Source organism: Blastococcus sp. HT6-30, assembly GCF_039729015.1.
In the GTDB taxonomy this organism is placed as follows: domain Bacteria; phylum Actinomycetota; class Actinomycetes; order Mycobacteriales; family Geodermatophilaceae; genus Blastococcus.
In genome coordinates this window covers 304,458-318,706 of the sequence record NZ_CP155792.1, presented here as the reverse complement: position 1 = coordinate 318,706, position 14,249 = coordinate 304,458, and the positions used below count along the sequence as shown (strand labels likewise).

Sequence of the window (14,249 nt, the reverse complement as noted above, 5' to 3'; positions counted from 1 at the left end):
ATCCTGACCCTCGCGTCGGGCATCGAGACGTTGGCTAGGAGGTGACCAGCGAGGATCCCTTAGAACTGGTTTCAGAATGACCGGCGCGCCTCCTCTGGTTGGCGGGCGACACGCAGAGGCTGTTCTGGTGATCGAGGAACTGGTGCCCGATGGAGTGTGGGAACGGGTTTGGCCGCTGCTGCCGGCGCCGAAGCCGCGCCGGCATCGTCATCCGGGGCGTCGGCCGGTCGATGACCGTGCCGCGCTGGCCGGCATCGTGTTCGTGCTCAAGACCGGAATCTCTTGGAACCAGCTGCCCACCGGGCTCGTCGGTTGCTCGGGTGTCACCTGCTGGCGGCGGCTGCGGGACTGGACCGAGGCCGGCGTCTGGCGGGCGCTGCACCAGGCTCTGCTGGCCGAGCTGCGTGCCAGCGACCATCTGGACCTGGACCGGTGCGCCGTGGACGGCTCTCACGTCCGGGCGCTCAAAGGGGGGACCACGTCGGGCCCTCGCCGGTTGACCGCGGTCGTCCTGGCTCCAAGCACCACCTGATCTGCGACGCCGGCGGCATCCCGCTGGCAGTCACCCTCACCGGCGGCAACCGCAACGACATCACCCAGCTCATCCCGCTGCTGGATGCGGTGCCCCCCATCCGGGGCCGCCGCGGGCGGCCGCGTCGCAGGCCTCCCGAGGTCTACGCCGACCGCGGCTACGACCACGACAAGTACCGGCGGATCCTGCGAGACCGGGGCATCACGCCGCGCATCGCCCGCCGCGGCATCGCGCACGGCTCGGGTCTGGGCCGCACCCGCTGGGTCGTCGAGCGCGGCTTCGCCTGGCTGCACGCCTTCAAGCGGCTACGCACCCGCTACGAACGCGCCGCGCCGACATCCATCTCGGCCTCCTGCACCTGGCCTGTGCCCTGATCTGCTACCGACGACTTCCGTTCCTTGTGGGATGTGACCTGTTGGAAGGGTCAGCTGCCAGAAACTTGGACTCGGCTCGTCCAGTGGTGTGGACGAGCCGTAGGGCTACCCGTGCACGCTGGCAGCCCTACGGCCATCCCTGCTCGAGCAGTGGGGTGACGGTGACCTCGTTGAGCACCACGTCCGGCGGGGCGGCGGCGATCCAGCTGATCAGGCGGGCGACCTGATCGGGAGCCAATGCGTCGGCGGGCAGGGTCGGCTCGGCAGAGCCGGTCCGATCTTCCGGTGACCAAACGCCCCAGCTAGTGTCCATGGCGCCGGGGTAAAGCACGCAGGCGCGGATGCGGTGCGGCTTGCCTTCGGCCGCGAGTGCCTGGGTGAGGCCGGTGAGCCCGAACTTGGCGGAGCAGTAGGCCGCGGCATCCGCCCAGCCGCGCCGACCAGCCACCGAGGACACGTTGAGGATGGTTCCGCGGCCGTTCTCACGCATGTCCGGCCAGACCGCCTTGGCCAGCAAGAACGACGCGCGCAGATTCACCGCGAGCACCCTGTCCCAGGCTGCGACGTCGAGCTCGGCCACCGGACCAGGCACGTCTGTCCCGGCCGCGTTGACCAAGACGTCGACGCGGCCCAGTTCGGCGCGCACCTGGCCTACGGCTCGCTCGATCGCATCGGCATCGGCGAGATCCACCACCGCCGCGCTCGCTCGCAGTCCACGGGCCCGGACCTAGGTGATCGACCAGCCCGCCCTGCAGACGGCATAGTCAGCACCACCGCAGAGCAGCACGCGGACGATCTACACCGCCCCACGGGGCGCGGCCGTGCATCACCGAGCGGTGTTCACTGCAACTGTCTATGTGCCGTCTACCGGCGGCGCTCGGACAGCATCTACCGGCTGAGTTCGCAATGTCGGAGGCGGCCCCGATCCGCCATGGCTAACTCGCCGTTCTGAAATGAGCTCTTAGACGTCGGCGGGGCGATGGCCCGCCGCTGGGCGAGCACGGCGGCCAGCCTGGGCCGCACCTCGTCCGCCGCAGCACTGTCGGGCACCACCACGGCCTGCTCGGCCAGCACATCGGTTATCAGCTGCCCGCCGGCGCGGGGCGGCCTGGTGAGCAGCTGGCGGTGGCCCGCCAGTGCGCCGTCCCGCCGGGCCGCCTCAACAGTTCAACGACGGCGGTGGCGGCCACCTCTGGACCGAAAACTCACTCCAGCACGGATGACGTAGGCGTCACGGGCGTCGGCCTTTCCACGCCGGGGTGCAGGTCGGCGATCCGGCGCATCGCCAGTCCGGGCAGCTGAGTCTTACCAGAGGTTGCGGTAGGCCTCCGCCGACTCGGGCATGCGCACCCCGTCGCCGTACATGTAGAACCGCCGGTCATAGCCGTCGACGTTGAAAAGGATCTCGTACAGGATTTCGCCGGGCCCGTCCCCGGCATGGGTACTGAAAAAGTCGTGCATGCCCTCGATGAAGGCCGGGGAGTCTCCCCAGTCGGCGTTGCCCGACCACTCGGAGACGGCCAGCGGGAGGCCCACGCTCTCGGCGAACTGCCGGTGCCCCTCCAGCCCCTTCGGGGCGCCGTAGGCATCGACGTCGTCCAGGCTCTCCACCCAGTCCTGCGCAGTCCCAACGTACGGAAACTGGTTGTAGTAGTCGACGGACATCACGTCGACGTACTCGGCCCCGGGAAAGGTCTCCCGCCAGTCGATGCCGCTGTCGACCGACTCCCGGTTGAGGGAAAAGACCAACTTGGACTCGGGGTATATCTCCTGCTGAAGGGCCCGGAACCGCTTCCAGGCCGACTGGAAGTCCTCCGCTTCACCCGCATCCACCGACCACGGATACCAGTTGCCGTTCATCTCGTGCGCGAAGCGGATGTAAAGGGTCCCGCGATCGCCGCGCAAGTTCCGCAGATTGGTGAGGGACTGCCGCCACCGCGTGTCGTAGGCCCCGGCCGCTGCCTGCGCCCACGTCTCGTCCGGGCCGATGGCGCCGATGGCGGTGTCGATCGGGCCGTCCCAGTCCCACCACTGCGAACCGGGTGCCATGTCCCACAGGTGCACCATTGCCTCATTGGTGTCCGACCACTGGCCGACGATGTCAACCGGCCGGCCCCGCCATTCACCGAACTCACCGGACGACACTCCTGTGCCCGCGGCCCCCGACAACCACTGGCCGGCGGGCGCTGCCCCCGAATCACCGGTTGTCCTCCCCGGCTCCCCGTCCGACTGCCTGATGACGGCCACGCCGATCACCAGCAGGAGCGCCGCCAGGGCCGCAGCCACCGAACCACGACGGAGGCGCTTGCCGGACAGCCCCTCCGACGACTCGGGCTGGTCTTGCGCTGCCGTGACGTCCGACCGGGCATGCGGTGATGATGGGGACAAGACGACCTCCGCGTGCGGGCACTCGGTCCCGCGCCGGTAGGGCCCGGCTTGCTCAAACGCCCATGTGGATGTGGTCGAGGCGAGGCCGCAGCATCGCCCGACCCGGACCTCCCTACGACTCTAGGCAGATCCGCCGGGCGATGCCATCAACGTGGCCGTTACCACAAACGCTGGTAGGCAGATGCCGTCTGCGGCATGCGCACACCGTCACCGTAGACGTAGAAGCGCCGGTCATAACCGTCGACGTTGAACAGGATCTCGTAGAGCATCTGCCCGCCCCCACCTCCGGCGTGGTCGCTGAGGAAGCCGTACATGCCCTCCATGAAGGCGGTCGAGTCGCCCCAGTCGGCGTTGCCGGACCACTCCGAGATTGCCAGCGGAAGACCCACGCTCTCGGCGAACTCCCGATGCTTCTCCAAACCCTTGGGAGCACCGTACTGATCGACGTCGTCGAGGCTCGCCGTCCACTCCTGGGAAGTGCCGACGTACGGCCACTGGTTGTAGTAGTCGACGCTCATCACGTCGACGTACTGGGCTCCAGGGAAGGTCTTGCGCCAGTCGATACCGGTGTTCACCGACTCGCGGTTGACGCAGAACACCAGTTGCGACTCGGGGAACACTTCCTGCTGGAGCGCCCGGAACCGCTGCCACGCCGTGCGGAACGCCTGCGTCTCGCTAGCGTCGACCGACCAGGGATACCAGTCGCTGTTCATCTCGTGCGCGAACCGGATGTAGACGGTGCCGCGGTCACCGCGCAGCTTGCGCAGGTTGGTCAGGGACTGCCGCCACCGTGCGTCATATGCCCCTACGGCAGCCTGCGCCCACGTCTCACCAGGACCGATGGCCCCGATGGCGGTGTCGATGGGCCCGTCCCACCCCCACCACTGCGAGCCGGGGGCCATATCCCAGAGGTGAATCATGGCCTCGTTGGTGTCCGACCACTGACCGGCGATCTCCAGGTCACGCCCGCGCCAGGAGCCGAAAGCGCCCGACGCCGCACCCGTACCGGCCGCTCCGGAAAGCCATGTACCGGCGGGAACCGCAGCAGGCTTGGCGGCCGCGGCAGCCGCCGGCGAAGGGGCCGGTCCACCTCCGGCCTCGGGGGCGGGTGCCACCGACTTGGCCGGATGTGGCTCGGCGTCGGACTGGACACTCGCCGACGTGGGCGCCAGCGAGTCCACCTCTTCGTCGACGGTGCCTTCGGGGACGACTGTCTCGGTCGGCGCCACGGACGGCACGACCGGCGTCGTTGCCACACCGCGGTCGGCGCTGACGCCAGGCTCGACGGTCTCATTCCCGGCCTGGCCACCGGAGGTCGATGCGGTGCCGCCGGTGCCGGGAAGGCAGCCGGACACGGAGACGACCACGGCGGTGGCGGACGCGAGGACGACGGCGGCACGCCGGGAGGCGAGCACGGCGCGGGACCAGGGGCGGGGGTGGGAAGGCACGACGCTCCAGCACTGTTTCGCTTACTTGATGTGACTCGGCGAATCACATCTGTGACGTTTGTCAGGCTGGCACACGCACAGCGGAGTCGCTAGGTCACGCTAAGTATTTTCGGCGAAATCCGTCGTGCGTTCGGCTGCTGCTCCACCACGTGCCCCAGCTCCAAGCACCCGCCACTCCAGTCACAGGCAGCCGATAGGTTGTGGATCACCCGTCCCGCCCGGAGGTCCCCGATCGTGCGTACCGTCGTCGTGGCGAAGTTCGTCCCCTGGCCGCCCAACAGCGGTGACAAGCGCCGGACCCTCGGCATCCTCCGAGCGCTGCGCCGGCAGGGCGACGTGACCCTCTGCGCCTTCGAAGGGCCCGACGACGACGCCGGCCCCCTGCGCGCGGAGGGCATCGACGTGCGCAGCGTGCCGATGCGTCGTCGGCCGGCCACCCTGCTGCAGGGACTGCTCCGCGGCCGGTCGATCACCTCGGCCCGGTTCTGGGATCCCCGCCTGGCGGACACGGTGGCGGCCGCCACGACCGGCGGCACGGACGTGCTCGTCGTCGAGCACGTGCAACTGCTGCCCTACGCCCGCCGGGCGACGGCAGGGCTCCGGGTCGTCGACATGCACAACGTCGAGTCCTCCCTGGCCGGCCGCATCGCCGCATCCTCGTCGGGCCCCCGGCGATGGGCCTGGGCGGCCGAGGCGCGGGCGCTGCGCTCGATGGAGCGCCGCGCCGGCTCGGCGGACGTCATCGCCGTGGTCAGTGACGTCGACCGCGACACGCTGGCCGGCATCCTCGATCACCCACGGATGGTCGTGGTTCCGAACGCCTGGGACGAACCCGAGCCCCTGCCGCCGGCGCCCGACCCCGTCGTCAGCTTCGTGGCCCTGCTGTCGTGGGGCCCGAACGTGGACGCCGCGGTCTGGTTCGCCCGCGAGGTGTGGCCACGGGTGCTGGCCGACGTGCCGGAGGCTCGGCTGCAGCTGGTCGGTCGCAACCCCGCCGACGCCGTCACCGCGTTGGCGAGTCCGACCATCGAGGTGACCGGCACGGTCCCCGACCTGACGCCCTGGTACGCCCGGACGCGCGTGGCGGTGGCTCCGCTGCTCGCCGGTGGCGGCTCGCGACTGAAGATCCTCGAGGCCCTTGCGGCGGCGCGGCCGGTGGTCGCGACGACGATCGGCGCCGAAGGCCTGGAGGACCTGATCGGCCGCGGCGTCGTCGTCGCCGACGACCCTGCCGGGATGGCGGCCGCGATCTCCGAACTGCTGACCGACCCCGAGCGGAGCGCTGCACTCGGCGAGGCGGGCGTCCGCGCGGTCGCCGAGGACCACTCATGGCTCGCTGCCGTGCGACCCCTCCTCGCTGAACTGCCCACCGACACGGCCTGACGCGGGGGCGAGGCGGGTCAGGCGACGGGTACCTGGTTCCCCGTGGCGTCGCGCGCAGCCGCGCTGCCGAAGAACCGCTCGTCCTGCTCCGCGCGGAGCCGGTCGACCAGCCGATCCTCGGGCAGCTCCACATCGGCGTAGCCGATGACCTCGTCCTTCCGGATGTCTCGCAGCACCCGGCATCCCTCGGCCAGGCCGACCGGCAGCAGACGGTCGGCGTGCGTGACGTCGGCCCGCTCCGCCTCGCCGTAGTAGTGGTAACCGCCCGGCCGGTCGAGGACCGTGCCGGCGATCAGATCGGTCTTGGCCAGCGTCACCACGTCCACCTGCGGCGCTCCCGCCGGCCGGATCGCCGGATCGCCGAGCAGGGCGACCCGTGCCACCGTCATCGGCACCTCGAAGTGGCACAGGTGGTAGGGCGTGTAGAAGCTGTAGAGCGGCCCGGTTCCGAGCTTGTAGAGCTCCAGGTAGTGCCGTTGCTTGGGGTCCTCGTGCTCGGCCATCACGTAGACGCCCGGGCCCGGCCTGGCGCCGACCACGTAGTCCACGACACCGCCCAGTGCCCGCAGCTCTTCGACGTCATAGCGCTGCGTCAGCTCGTCGACGTGCCCGGTGTGGTCCATGGCGTACAGACCCCGCTTGGGCACCGTCAGACCGGCTGCGTTGGCCACGAGCGCCTGCTCGACGCTGACCTTGGTGCCGTCGGCGAAGCTCGTCACCATCCACGGGTCCTGGCCCCAGCGCTTCGCGAAACCCTCCTGGGTGGTGGGGTTGCGGTACGGGTCCTGCAGGCCCTTGATGTTGCCGGCGACCAGGGGCCGCAGGCCGATCTGCCGGACGAACCGGATGAGGTTCATCTGCACCGCCGGCTGGTCGCCGTCGGCGCCGGAGTAGACGACGCCGGCCGCGTCCGCCTTGGTGGCGAGCAGAGGACCGAGCGTGGCGTCGACCTCGGCGTTGAGCAGTACCAGGTGCTTACCGCCGGCGAAGCAAGCGAGGGCGAGCTCTGCCCCGAACGCAACGGCACCAGTTGCGTCGACGACGACGTCGACGACGTCGCTACCGGCGACCAGCGTGATGTCGTCGGTGATCGCGACATCGCCGCTACCGGCGATGCGGACGACGTCGGCCGCGGATTCGGCCGCTACCGGGGTTGCCCCTGCCTCCGCGACGATGGCCTGGGCCTTCGCCGGCGTCCGGTTGCAGACGACGGTCAGCTGCACCCCCGGGGTGCTGTTGACGACCTGGTTGACCAGCCCCCTCGCCATGAACCCGGCGCCGACCAGACCGAGGCGGACCGGCCGCCCCTCGGTTTGCCGCTGGCGCAGCAGGCTGTCGACGATCACGCGGGAGCCCCCGCCCGGAAGCGCGTGGCGTTCGCGTCGGCGTCGAAGGCCGGCCACGCGGCGTCCTTGTCGCTGATCACCGTGACCTCGCGAGGCCAGGCGATGCCGAATGCCGGGTCGTCGTAGCGGTAACCGACCTCGGCCCCTGGCGCGTAGGGGACGCTGACCATGTACAGCACCTCGGCGTCGTCGGTCAGCGTCTGGTAGCCGTGCGCCAGGTGCGGCGGCAGGTAGAGGCCCAGCCGGTTCTCCGCCGTCAGCTCCACCTGGACGTGCTCGAGATACGTCGGGGAATCGGGTCGTACGTCGACGGCGACGTCGACGATGGCGCCGCGGGTGCACCGGATGAACTTCGACTCCGGGTGGCCGGGCAGCGACAGGTGCATCCCGCGCAGGGTGCCGGCACGGTGGTTCCACGAGACGTTGCACTGTGCCACTTCGGCCTGCATGCCGTGCGCCTCGAACTCGAGGCTGTCGAACGAGCGGGCGAAGCCGCCGCGCTCGTCGGTGAACGGGGTCATCTCGACCACGTGGGCCCCGTCGACCCCCAGCGGCGTGTACTTCACAGCGATGCCTTCCAGAACAGCTGGGGATCGACCTGCTCGGTGCGCATCAGGTACTCGATCTGCTTGAGGCGGGTGTGACCACGGCCGGTGAAGGTTGCGTCGTCCATGTCGATGGACCGGAAGACGGCGTGCAGCTGGGCGGCGCCGGCCTTGGCGTCCCAGTCGGTGTCGTAGCCGGGGAGGATGTCGCGGATCAGGTCGAAGGCCACCCGGTAGCTGCGGTTGTCGGCGCTCGGGTCGCCGAACGTCAGCTCGCAGCCGGGGAACTCCGCGGCGACGATCTCGGCGATGTCGCGGACGCGGTAGTTGTTCCCCTCACTGCCCACGTTGAAGATCTGGCCGTGGACCCGCTCGCGGGGGCTCTCCAGCGTCATCCGGATGGCCTTGGCGATGTCGAGGGCGTGCACCAGAGGGCGCCACGGCGAGCCGTCGCTGGTCATGGCGATCTTCTTCGTCGTCCAGGCCAGACCGGACAGGTTGTTGAGCACGATGTCGAATCGCATGCGGGGGCTGGCACCGAAGGCGGTTGCGTTCCGCAGGAACGTGGGCGAGAAGTCATCGGTGGCCAACGCCGAGACGTCCCTCTCGACCAGCGCCTTGCAGCGGGCGTAGGAGGTCTGCGGCGAGACCGGGCTGCTCTCGTCGACCGTCCCTTCCGCGACGCCGTACACGCTGCACGAGCTCATGTAGACGAACCGCGGGACACCGGCCGTCTTCGCTGCCTCGGCCAGGTGCACCGACCCGTGGTGGTTGATGTCGTAGGTGACGTCGCCGATCAGGTCACCGATCGGGTCGTTGGAGAGTTCGGCCATGTGCACGATCGCCTCGACCCCGTCGAGGTGCTCGGGACCGAGCTTGCGGATGTCGAGGGCCAGCGTCTCGGGCACGTGCTCGAGCCCCGGGTACAGCCAGCCGTTCTTGTAGTAGCCGGTGTCGACGCCGATCACCTCGTGACCCGACCTCAACAGCTCCTGCGCAGTGAGGCATCCCAAGTAGCCCTCGGTGCCGGTGACCAGTACTCGCACGTTCACTCGCCTTGTCGTAGGGGGAACCGGACGATAGTCCGGACGCCGCCACCAGGTGACGTCGTTCACTCGAACGGGAAGAGGCGTAGCCGTCCGCTCGGAGGCCGTCCCTGACGCATCACCGCGACCGGGCGCACGCCTCGGACGGGTCGCTCCTACCAGATCTTCCACTCGGCCCGGCCGTCGTCCCAGAGGCCGTTGAGCTCCTTCCAATCACGGAAGGTGTCCATGCCCATCCAGAAGCCCTCGTGGCGGAACACGCCCAGCTGTCCGTCCCGGGCGAGCCGTTGGAGCGGAGCGTGCTCGAGCATCTCGTCGGTCTTCTCGGGGTCGAGGTACTCGTCGACGAAGGAACGCTCGAAGAAGAAGAACCCGCCGTTGACGTAGCCGGTCTGCGACTGCTTCTCGTTGAACTGCGTGACGTCGTCACCGTCGAGGACCATCTCGCCGTAGCGACCGGATGGGTGCACGGCGGTCATGGTGCCGAGCTTGCCGCTGGCCTCGTGGGTCTTCAGGGCGCTGGGGAGATCCACCGCACCGATGCCGTCGCCGTAGGTGAGCGCGAAACGCGGCGCGTCCAGGTACTGGGCCACCCGGGCGATCCGCGCTCCGGTCGCAGTCGTGAGCCCGGTCTCCGCGAACGTGATCTCCCAGTCCTCGTCCTCCAGGGCGGTGTGGAACTCGAGCTCCTGGTTCCCGGCGAGACGGAGGGTGAAGTCGTTCATCCGGGCTCGGTGGTCGACGAAGTAGTCCTTGATCAGATCGCCCTTGTAGCCCAGGCACAGCACGAACCGCCGGAACCCGTAGTGGCTGTAGGTCTTCATGATGTGCCACAGGATGGGGCGGCCGCCGATGTCCACCAGGGGCTTGGGCAACTGCTCGCTCGCTTCCCGCAGCCGCGTTCCCATGCCGCCGCACAGGATGACGACGGGGATCTCGGCGGTCTCCAGCGCTCCCTCGGTTCCGGCCATCAACTACTCCCTCCTTCGGTGGCGATCCGGGCAGCGGATCGACCGGCTGACGACGCTTCGGGCGCGGACCATCGGGCTCCCCCGATCAGCCGCCGGCGCCCCGCAGGACCGAGCTGACGGTACGGAGAATGATCTTCGTGTCAAGCCACAGCGACCAGTTCTCGATGTAGTAGTTGTCGAAGCGAGCCCGGTCGGCGATCGACGTGTTCCCGCGGAGGCCGTGCACCTGGGCCCAGCCGGTCAGCCCGGACGGCACGCGGTGCCGGGCTTCGTAGCTGGGGTAGGCGTTCCGGAACTCGTTCACGAAGTGCGGCCGTTCGGGTCGGGGACCCACGACGCTCATGTCCCCGCGGAGGATGTTCAGCAGCTGGGGCAACTCGTCCAGGGAGGTCTGGCGCAGCAGCCGACCGACCCTCGTCAGCCGCGGGTCCTCCGCGATGTTCCAGGTGGTGGCCGCCTCCGTCCCGGCCGGGCGCAGCGTCCGGAACTTCAGGACCTCGAAGGTGCGACCGTCGACGCCCACCCGCTCCTGGCGGAACAGCACGCCCGGCCCGCTGTCCAGGCGGACCGCCAGAGCGAGGACGGCCATGAGGGGCGCCAGCGCCAGGAGGAGCGCTCCGGCGAAGCACACGTCGAACAGGCGCTTCATCCGCCAGGCGCGACTCCGATAGGTCGACCGCCGCAGGCGCACGAGCGGCAGCCCCCAGGCGGTGTCCATGTCGTCGTCGACGTGGTGCAGCTCGAAGAGCCGGGGGACGACGAACAGTTCACAGCGGTACCGGTCACAGGTCCGGATCAGCCCGACCATCTCCGACTCACGCATGGAGGAGAAGGCCACGACGACGTTGTGCACCCGCCCGTCCCGCAGCGCGTCCGTCAGCGCTTCCGGCCCGCCCATGACCGGCAGCTGCGACGGATCGGCCGGAATGCGTGGGTTTCCGTCGAGAAAGCCGACCGGGTGCAGGCCGTACTCGGGGTGCTCGCGGAGGATGTCGGCGACCTGGTGCCCGACGCGTCCCGCGCCGATGATGAGCGTGCGATGGGACACCAGCCGCCGCGAGCGGATCCGGCGAATGGCGGCATAGCCCACGACGCGGAGCAGAGCGGTGAGGAGTCCGATGGTCATGGCGCCCCAGAGGAAGCGCCAGTTGATGATGTAGTCCTCCCACAGAGCCCTGGACCACATCATCTGCCCGAGGACGGCGATCGCGGCTGCGACCAGCCATCTGCCGGCGAGCGCAGGTAGGTCGTCGAGGACGGACAGGGCCAGCCGGGACCGGTACAGACCTGCCTGTGCCATGGCGAGCAGAAAGATCAGCGCGAAGGCGGCCGTCTTCCGCGACGGGGAGTCGTCCCCTACCTGCCTGCCCACCCACTCGAGCGCGAGAACTCCTATGGCCCCCGCGAGGAGGTCCAGCGCGATGAGCAGCGGGCGGATCCCGAACCGGGAGGTCAGAGCCCAGGGACCGGCCGGGTCGTCGTCACGGACCGGCTGGACACCCACGCTCCCGGATGCTTCCGAGGCCGTCACGGGCGAGGTGACCGAGGCGTCCGATGGGGCCTGGGTGTAGTGGAGGTCGACGACGTGATTCGATTCGAACTGCTGCAGCGGACTGGTCACGTTCTGTCACAGACTCCTCTCCAACGCAGGGCCTCCGCGCCGTGCGCAGTTCCGGTGCCCCCCGACTCCCGCGTCCGGACGGTAACGGTTGCCGACGGTCGAACCGCGGACTGTGACGATGCTCATGCGAGGGGACCCCTCGACAAGACGCGAGGGCGGTGTTTCGTCACAAGCGGTGACCGCATTGAGCCTCTGTGGCCATCGGCTCGTGCCACCGCCACGGACGTCCCTCCTACCCACCCGCGTGGTGGTGGCTTCACGGCCGACGCCCGGCTACGTGTCGGTATCGTTCGCGGTCCTACTGAGAATCAGGGTCGCCGGGCTCCATGGCAGATCATCGAAGAAGCCTGTCCCCGACCGGCTTGCCAGCGCAGGAGGTAGGTAGCGGTGCCGTCACCGAGCATGGTCCCGGACGCAGTCCCGGTGAGCCCAGGGAGCGCGGCGGACGTACCGCAGGTCAGCGTGATCGTGCCGGCGAGGAACGAGATCTCGACCATCGACGCCTGCCTCGATTCGATCTTCGCGCAGGAGGGAGTCTCCCTCGAGGTGGTGGTCGTGGACAACGGGTCGACCGACGGCACGTCCGAGCGGCTCGAGGCTCGAGCCGCCGCCGAGCCCCGGCTCTCCGTGCTCAGCAACCCCGTCCCGTCCATCCCCGCGAGCCTCAATGCCGCCCTCGGCGCGGCCCGGGGAAAGTGGCTCGTGCGCGTCGACGCTCACTCGACCATCCCCGCGGGGTACGTCGCACGGGCGGCGGCCCGGCTTTCGGAGGGCCGCTGGGTGGGGGTAGGCGGGCGCAAAACCGCTGTCGGGCGCTCTCCGGTCGGCCAGGCCATCGCCACGGTGCTCAACTCACGTCTTGCCGTCGGCGGTTCCGTCTACCACTGGGGGACGGCGGAGACGGTGGTCGACCACATCCCCTTCGGGGCCTACCCCACCGCGCTGGTGCGCGAGCTCGGCGGATGGGACGAGACGATCCTGAACAACGAGGATTTTGAGTTCGATCAGCGGTTGCGCAGCCGTGGGGACCTCCTGTTCGACCCCCAGCTGTCGATCGACTGGAACGTGCGCGAACGCGTCGGCGACCTCTTCCGGCAGTACCGACGCTACGGGGCCGGGAAACCGGCTGTGGCGTTGCGGCACCCCGACGGAGTCCGACTGCGCCACCTGGCGCCACCTGCGTTGGTCGCCTGGCTCGCCGCAGCCGCCGGCATTTCGTCGCGGCGACCGCGCCTCGGCGCCGCGGCCGTGGCGCCCTACGTGGCAGCCGTCGCAGCAGCGTCTGCCGCCATTGCCCGGCAGGCCCCCCCGGGAGCCGACCGTCGAGTCATACCTGTGGCATTGACGGCCATGCAGGTAGCGTGGGGACTGGGCTTCTGGAAGGGCGTGGCGGGCGTCCTCCGGCAGGCCGTCACTCGGCCGGCGCAGACGGCTGACGGCGGCGACACAACCGAGTGAGCTAGCTGTACTGACCGGAGACGTTGGTGCAGCGGGTGATCGGTGGGAGGTAGCCCAGGGCGGTGTGAGGGTGGTGGTTGTTGTAGTGGTGCAGCCAGCCTGACAGGGCCGCCCGACGTGCCTTCTCCGAGGCGTAGAGCCGCTCGTAGGCCCACTCCTCGAGCAGGGTTCGGTTGAGCCGTTCGACCTTGCCGTTGGTGCGCGGACGACGCACGCGGGTGCGGGAGTGCCGGATGCCAAGCCGGGCGTGCTCGTCGCGCCAGGCGTGGGAGCGGTAGGCGCTGCCGTTGTCGCTGAGCGCCCGGTCGATGGTGATCCCGTGGCCGGCGAAGAAGGTCCGCGCGCGGGACCAGAAGGCCAGTGCGGTAGCGGCCGATTCATCGTTGAGGGCCTCGGAGTAGGCCAGTCGGCTGAACCCGTCGACAGCCGATGCACGTAGCAATAGCCCAGGTTGGGTCGTCCGTGCACCTTGCGCGGCCGGGTCGGGTCCCGGTGCGCCTGGCGGTTCGCGATGCCCTGGGCCTTGCCGTGGATGCTCCAGCCGCCACCATCGGGGATGTTGCCCAGCTTCTTGATGTCGACGTGCACCAGCTCGCCAGGGCGGGTCATCTCATAGCGGCGGACCGGTTCGCCGGTGACGCGGTCGACGTGCCAGAGCCGGTTGATCCGGCAGCGCACCAGGACCCGGTGCACGGTGGAGGGCGCGCAGCCGACGCGGCCGGCGATCGCTACCGGGCCCAGTCGCTGTTTCCAGCGCAGGTGCACGATCTTGCGCACCGTTGGCTGTGGCGTCCGCCGAGGCGAGCGGTGCAGCCGGATAAGCGATCGGCCATGCCCGCAGCTCCCTGCTCGCGGTAGCGCTCGGCCCACCGAGTGGCCGTCGGGCGGGACACCTGGAATCGCTCGGCGGCCCGGGCGATCGGCCAGCCCTGCTCGACGATGCAGCGGGCCAGCCGAGGGCGGCCGGTCTCGGTCAGCGGCGCATTACGGTGGAGCACGAGGGACCTCCTGGGATCTGGTTGGGTGCTTGGCGGCTCCCACACCGAACCCGGAGGTCCCTCCTCACATCAAGACCGACCGCTCACAACGCCGGTGCACCAGCCTGTCCGGGCAGTACAGCTAGCCGATCACCGCCCC

Annotated in this window: 10 protein-coding genes and 2 pseudogenes; 3 read left to right on the top strand and 9 right to left on the bottom strand. The window is 69.6% G+C overall.

The genetic code is table 11. From position 1 onward, the window contains the following. Nucleotides 1–127: 127 nt before the first annotated feature. Nucleotides 128–923: pseudogene (locus ABC795_RS01435) on the top strand (IS5 family transposase); the annotation flags it as partial. Nucleotides 924–1,033: 110 nt separating this feature from the next. Here ABC795_RS01435 and ABC795_RS01430 read toward each other — a convergent pair. The 3 genes from ABC795_RS01430 to ABC795_RS01420 all read right to left on the bottom strand — a co-directional run bounded on the left by ABC795_RS01430 (nt 1,034) and on the right by ABC795_RS01420 (nt 4,661). Continuing rightward, nucleotides 1,034–1,618, bottom strand: a complete 585-nt coding sequence (locus tag ABC795_RS01430) for an SDR family oxidoreductase (protein ID WP_347060668.1) — start codon at nt 1,616–1,618, stop codon at nt 1,034–1,036. A 593-nt stretch (nt 1,619–2,211) separates the two neighbouring features. After that, nucleotides 2,212–3,192, bottom strand: coding sequence for a glycosyl hydrolase (locus ABC795_RS01425; RefSeq protein ID WP_347059032.1), 981 nt, complete (start codon nt 3,190–3,192; stop codon nt 2,212–2,214). A 260-nt stretch (nt 3,193–3,452) separates the two neighbouring features. Further along, nucleotides 3,453–4,661: a glycosyl hydrolase gene (locus ABC795_RS01420; RefSeq protein WP_347059031.1), complete on the bottom strand. Its 1,209-nt coding sequence runs from the start codon at nt 4,659–4,661 to the stop codon at nt 3,453–3,455. A 315-nt stretch (nt 4,662–4,976) separates the two neighbouring features. Between ABC795_RS01420 and ABC795_RS01415 the strand changes: the two genes are divergently transcribed. Then, nucleotides 4,977–6,125: a glycosyltransferase gene (locus ABC795_RS01415; RefSeq protein ID WP_347059029.1), complete on the top strand. Its 1,149-nt coding sequence runs from the start codon at nt 4,977–4,979 to the stop codon at nt 6,123–6,125. A gap of 17 nt (nt 6,126–6,142) precedes the next feature. Here ABC795_RS01415 and ABC795_RS01410 read toward each other — a convergent pair whose 3' ends face one another. The 5 genes from ABC795_RS01410 to ABC795_RS01390 all read right to left on the bottom strand — a co-directional run bounded on the left by ABC795_RS01410 (nt 6,143) and on the right by ABC795_RS01390 (nt 11,654). Then, nucleotides 6,143–7,471 carry a Gfo/Idh/MocA family oxidoreductase gene (locus ABC795_RS01410; RefSeq protein ID WP_347059028.1) on the bottom strand — a complete coding sequence of 443 codons (1,329 nt, stop codon included), beginning with the start codon at nt 7,469–7,471 and terminating at the stop codon, nt 6,143–6,145. Continuing rightward, entirely contained in the window at nt 7,468–8,037 is a 570-nt protein-coding gene (locus tag ABC795_RS01405) for a dTDP-4-dehydrorhamnose 3,5-epimerase family protein (RefSeq protein WP_347059027.1), read from the bottom strand. The genes ABC795_RS01410 and ABC795_RS01405 overlap by 4 nt, the downstream gene beginning before the upstream one ends. Then, nucleotides 8,034–9,068 (bottom strand): SDR family oxidoreductase, encoded by a 1,035-nt coding sequence (locus ABC795_RS01400; protein ID WP_347059026.1) that lies wholly within the window; start codon nt 9,066–9,068, stop codon nt 8,034–8,036. Before ABC795_RS01400 ends, ABC795_RS01405 begins: the two co-directional genes overlap by 4 nt. A gap of 149 nt (nt 9,069–9,217) precedes the next feature. Next, nucleotides 9,218–10,033, bottom strand: a complete 816-nt coding sequence (locus tag ABC795_RS01395) for a glucose-1-phosphate cytidylyltransferase (RefSeq protein WP_347059025.1) — start codon at nt 10,031–10,033, stop codon at nt 9,218–9,220. Nucleotides 10,034–10,118: 85 nt separating this feature from the next. Continuing rightward, a complete protein-coding gene (locus ABC795_RS01390) occupies nt 10,119–11,654 on the bottom strand; it encodes an exopolysaccharide biosynthesis polyprenyl glycosylphosphotransferase (RefSeq protein ID WP_347059024.1) in 1,536 nt (511 codons plus the stop codon). Nucleotides 11,655–12,116: 462 nt separating this feature from the next. On the opposite strand from ABC795_RS01390, the gene ABC795_RS01385 reads away from it, so the two are divergent. Next, nucleotides 12,117–13,112, top strand: a complete 996-nt coding sequence (locus tag ABC795_RS01385) for a glycosyltransferase (protein ID WP_347059023.1) — start codon at nt 12,117–12,119, stop codon at nt 13,110–13,112. A gap of 1 nt (nt 13,113) precedes the next feature. On the opposite strand, the pseudogene ABC795_RS01380 reads toward ABC795_RS01385, so the two are convergent. Next, a pseudogene (locus ABC795_RS01380) lies at nt 13,114–14,110 on the bottom strand (IS481 family transposase). Nucleotides 14,111–14,249: the final 139 nt, after the last annotated feature.

What these genes read in the sequence shown, in the direction of transcription:
- ABC795_RS01395 (WP_347059025.1), bottom strand. Translation starts at nt 10,033, where the DNA reads ATGGCCGGAACCGAGGGAGCGCTGGAGACCGCCGAGATCCCCGTCGTC.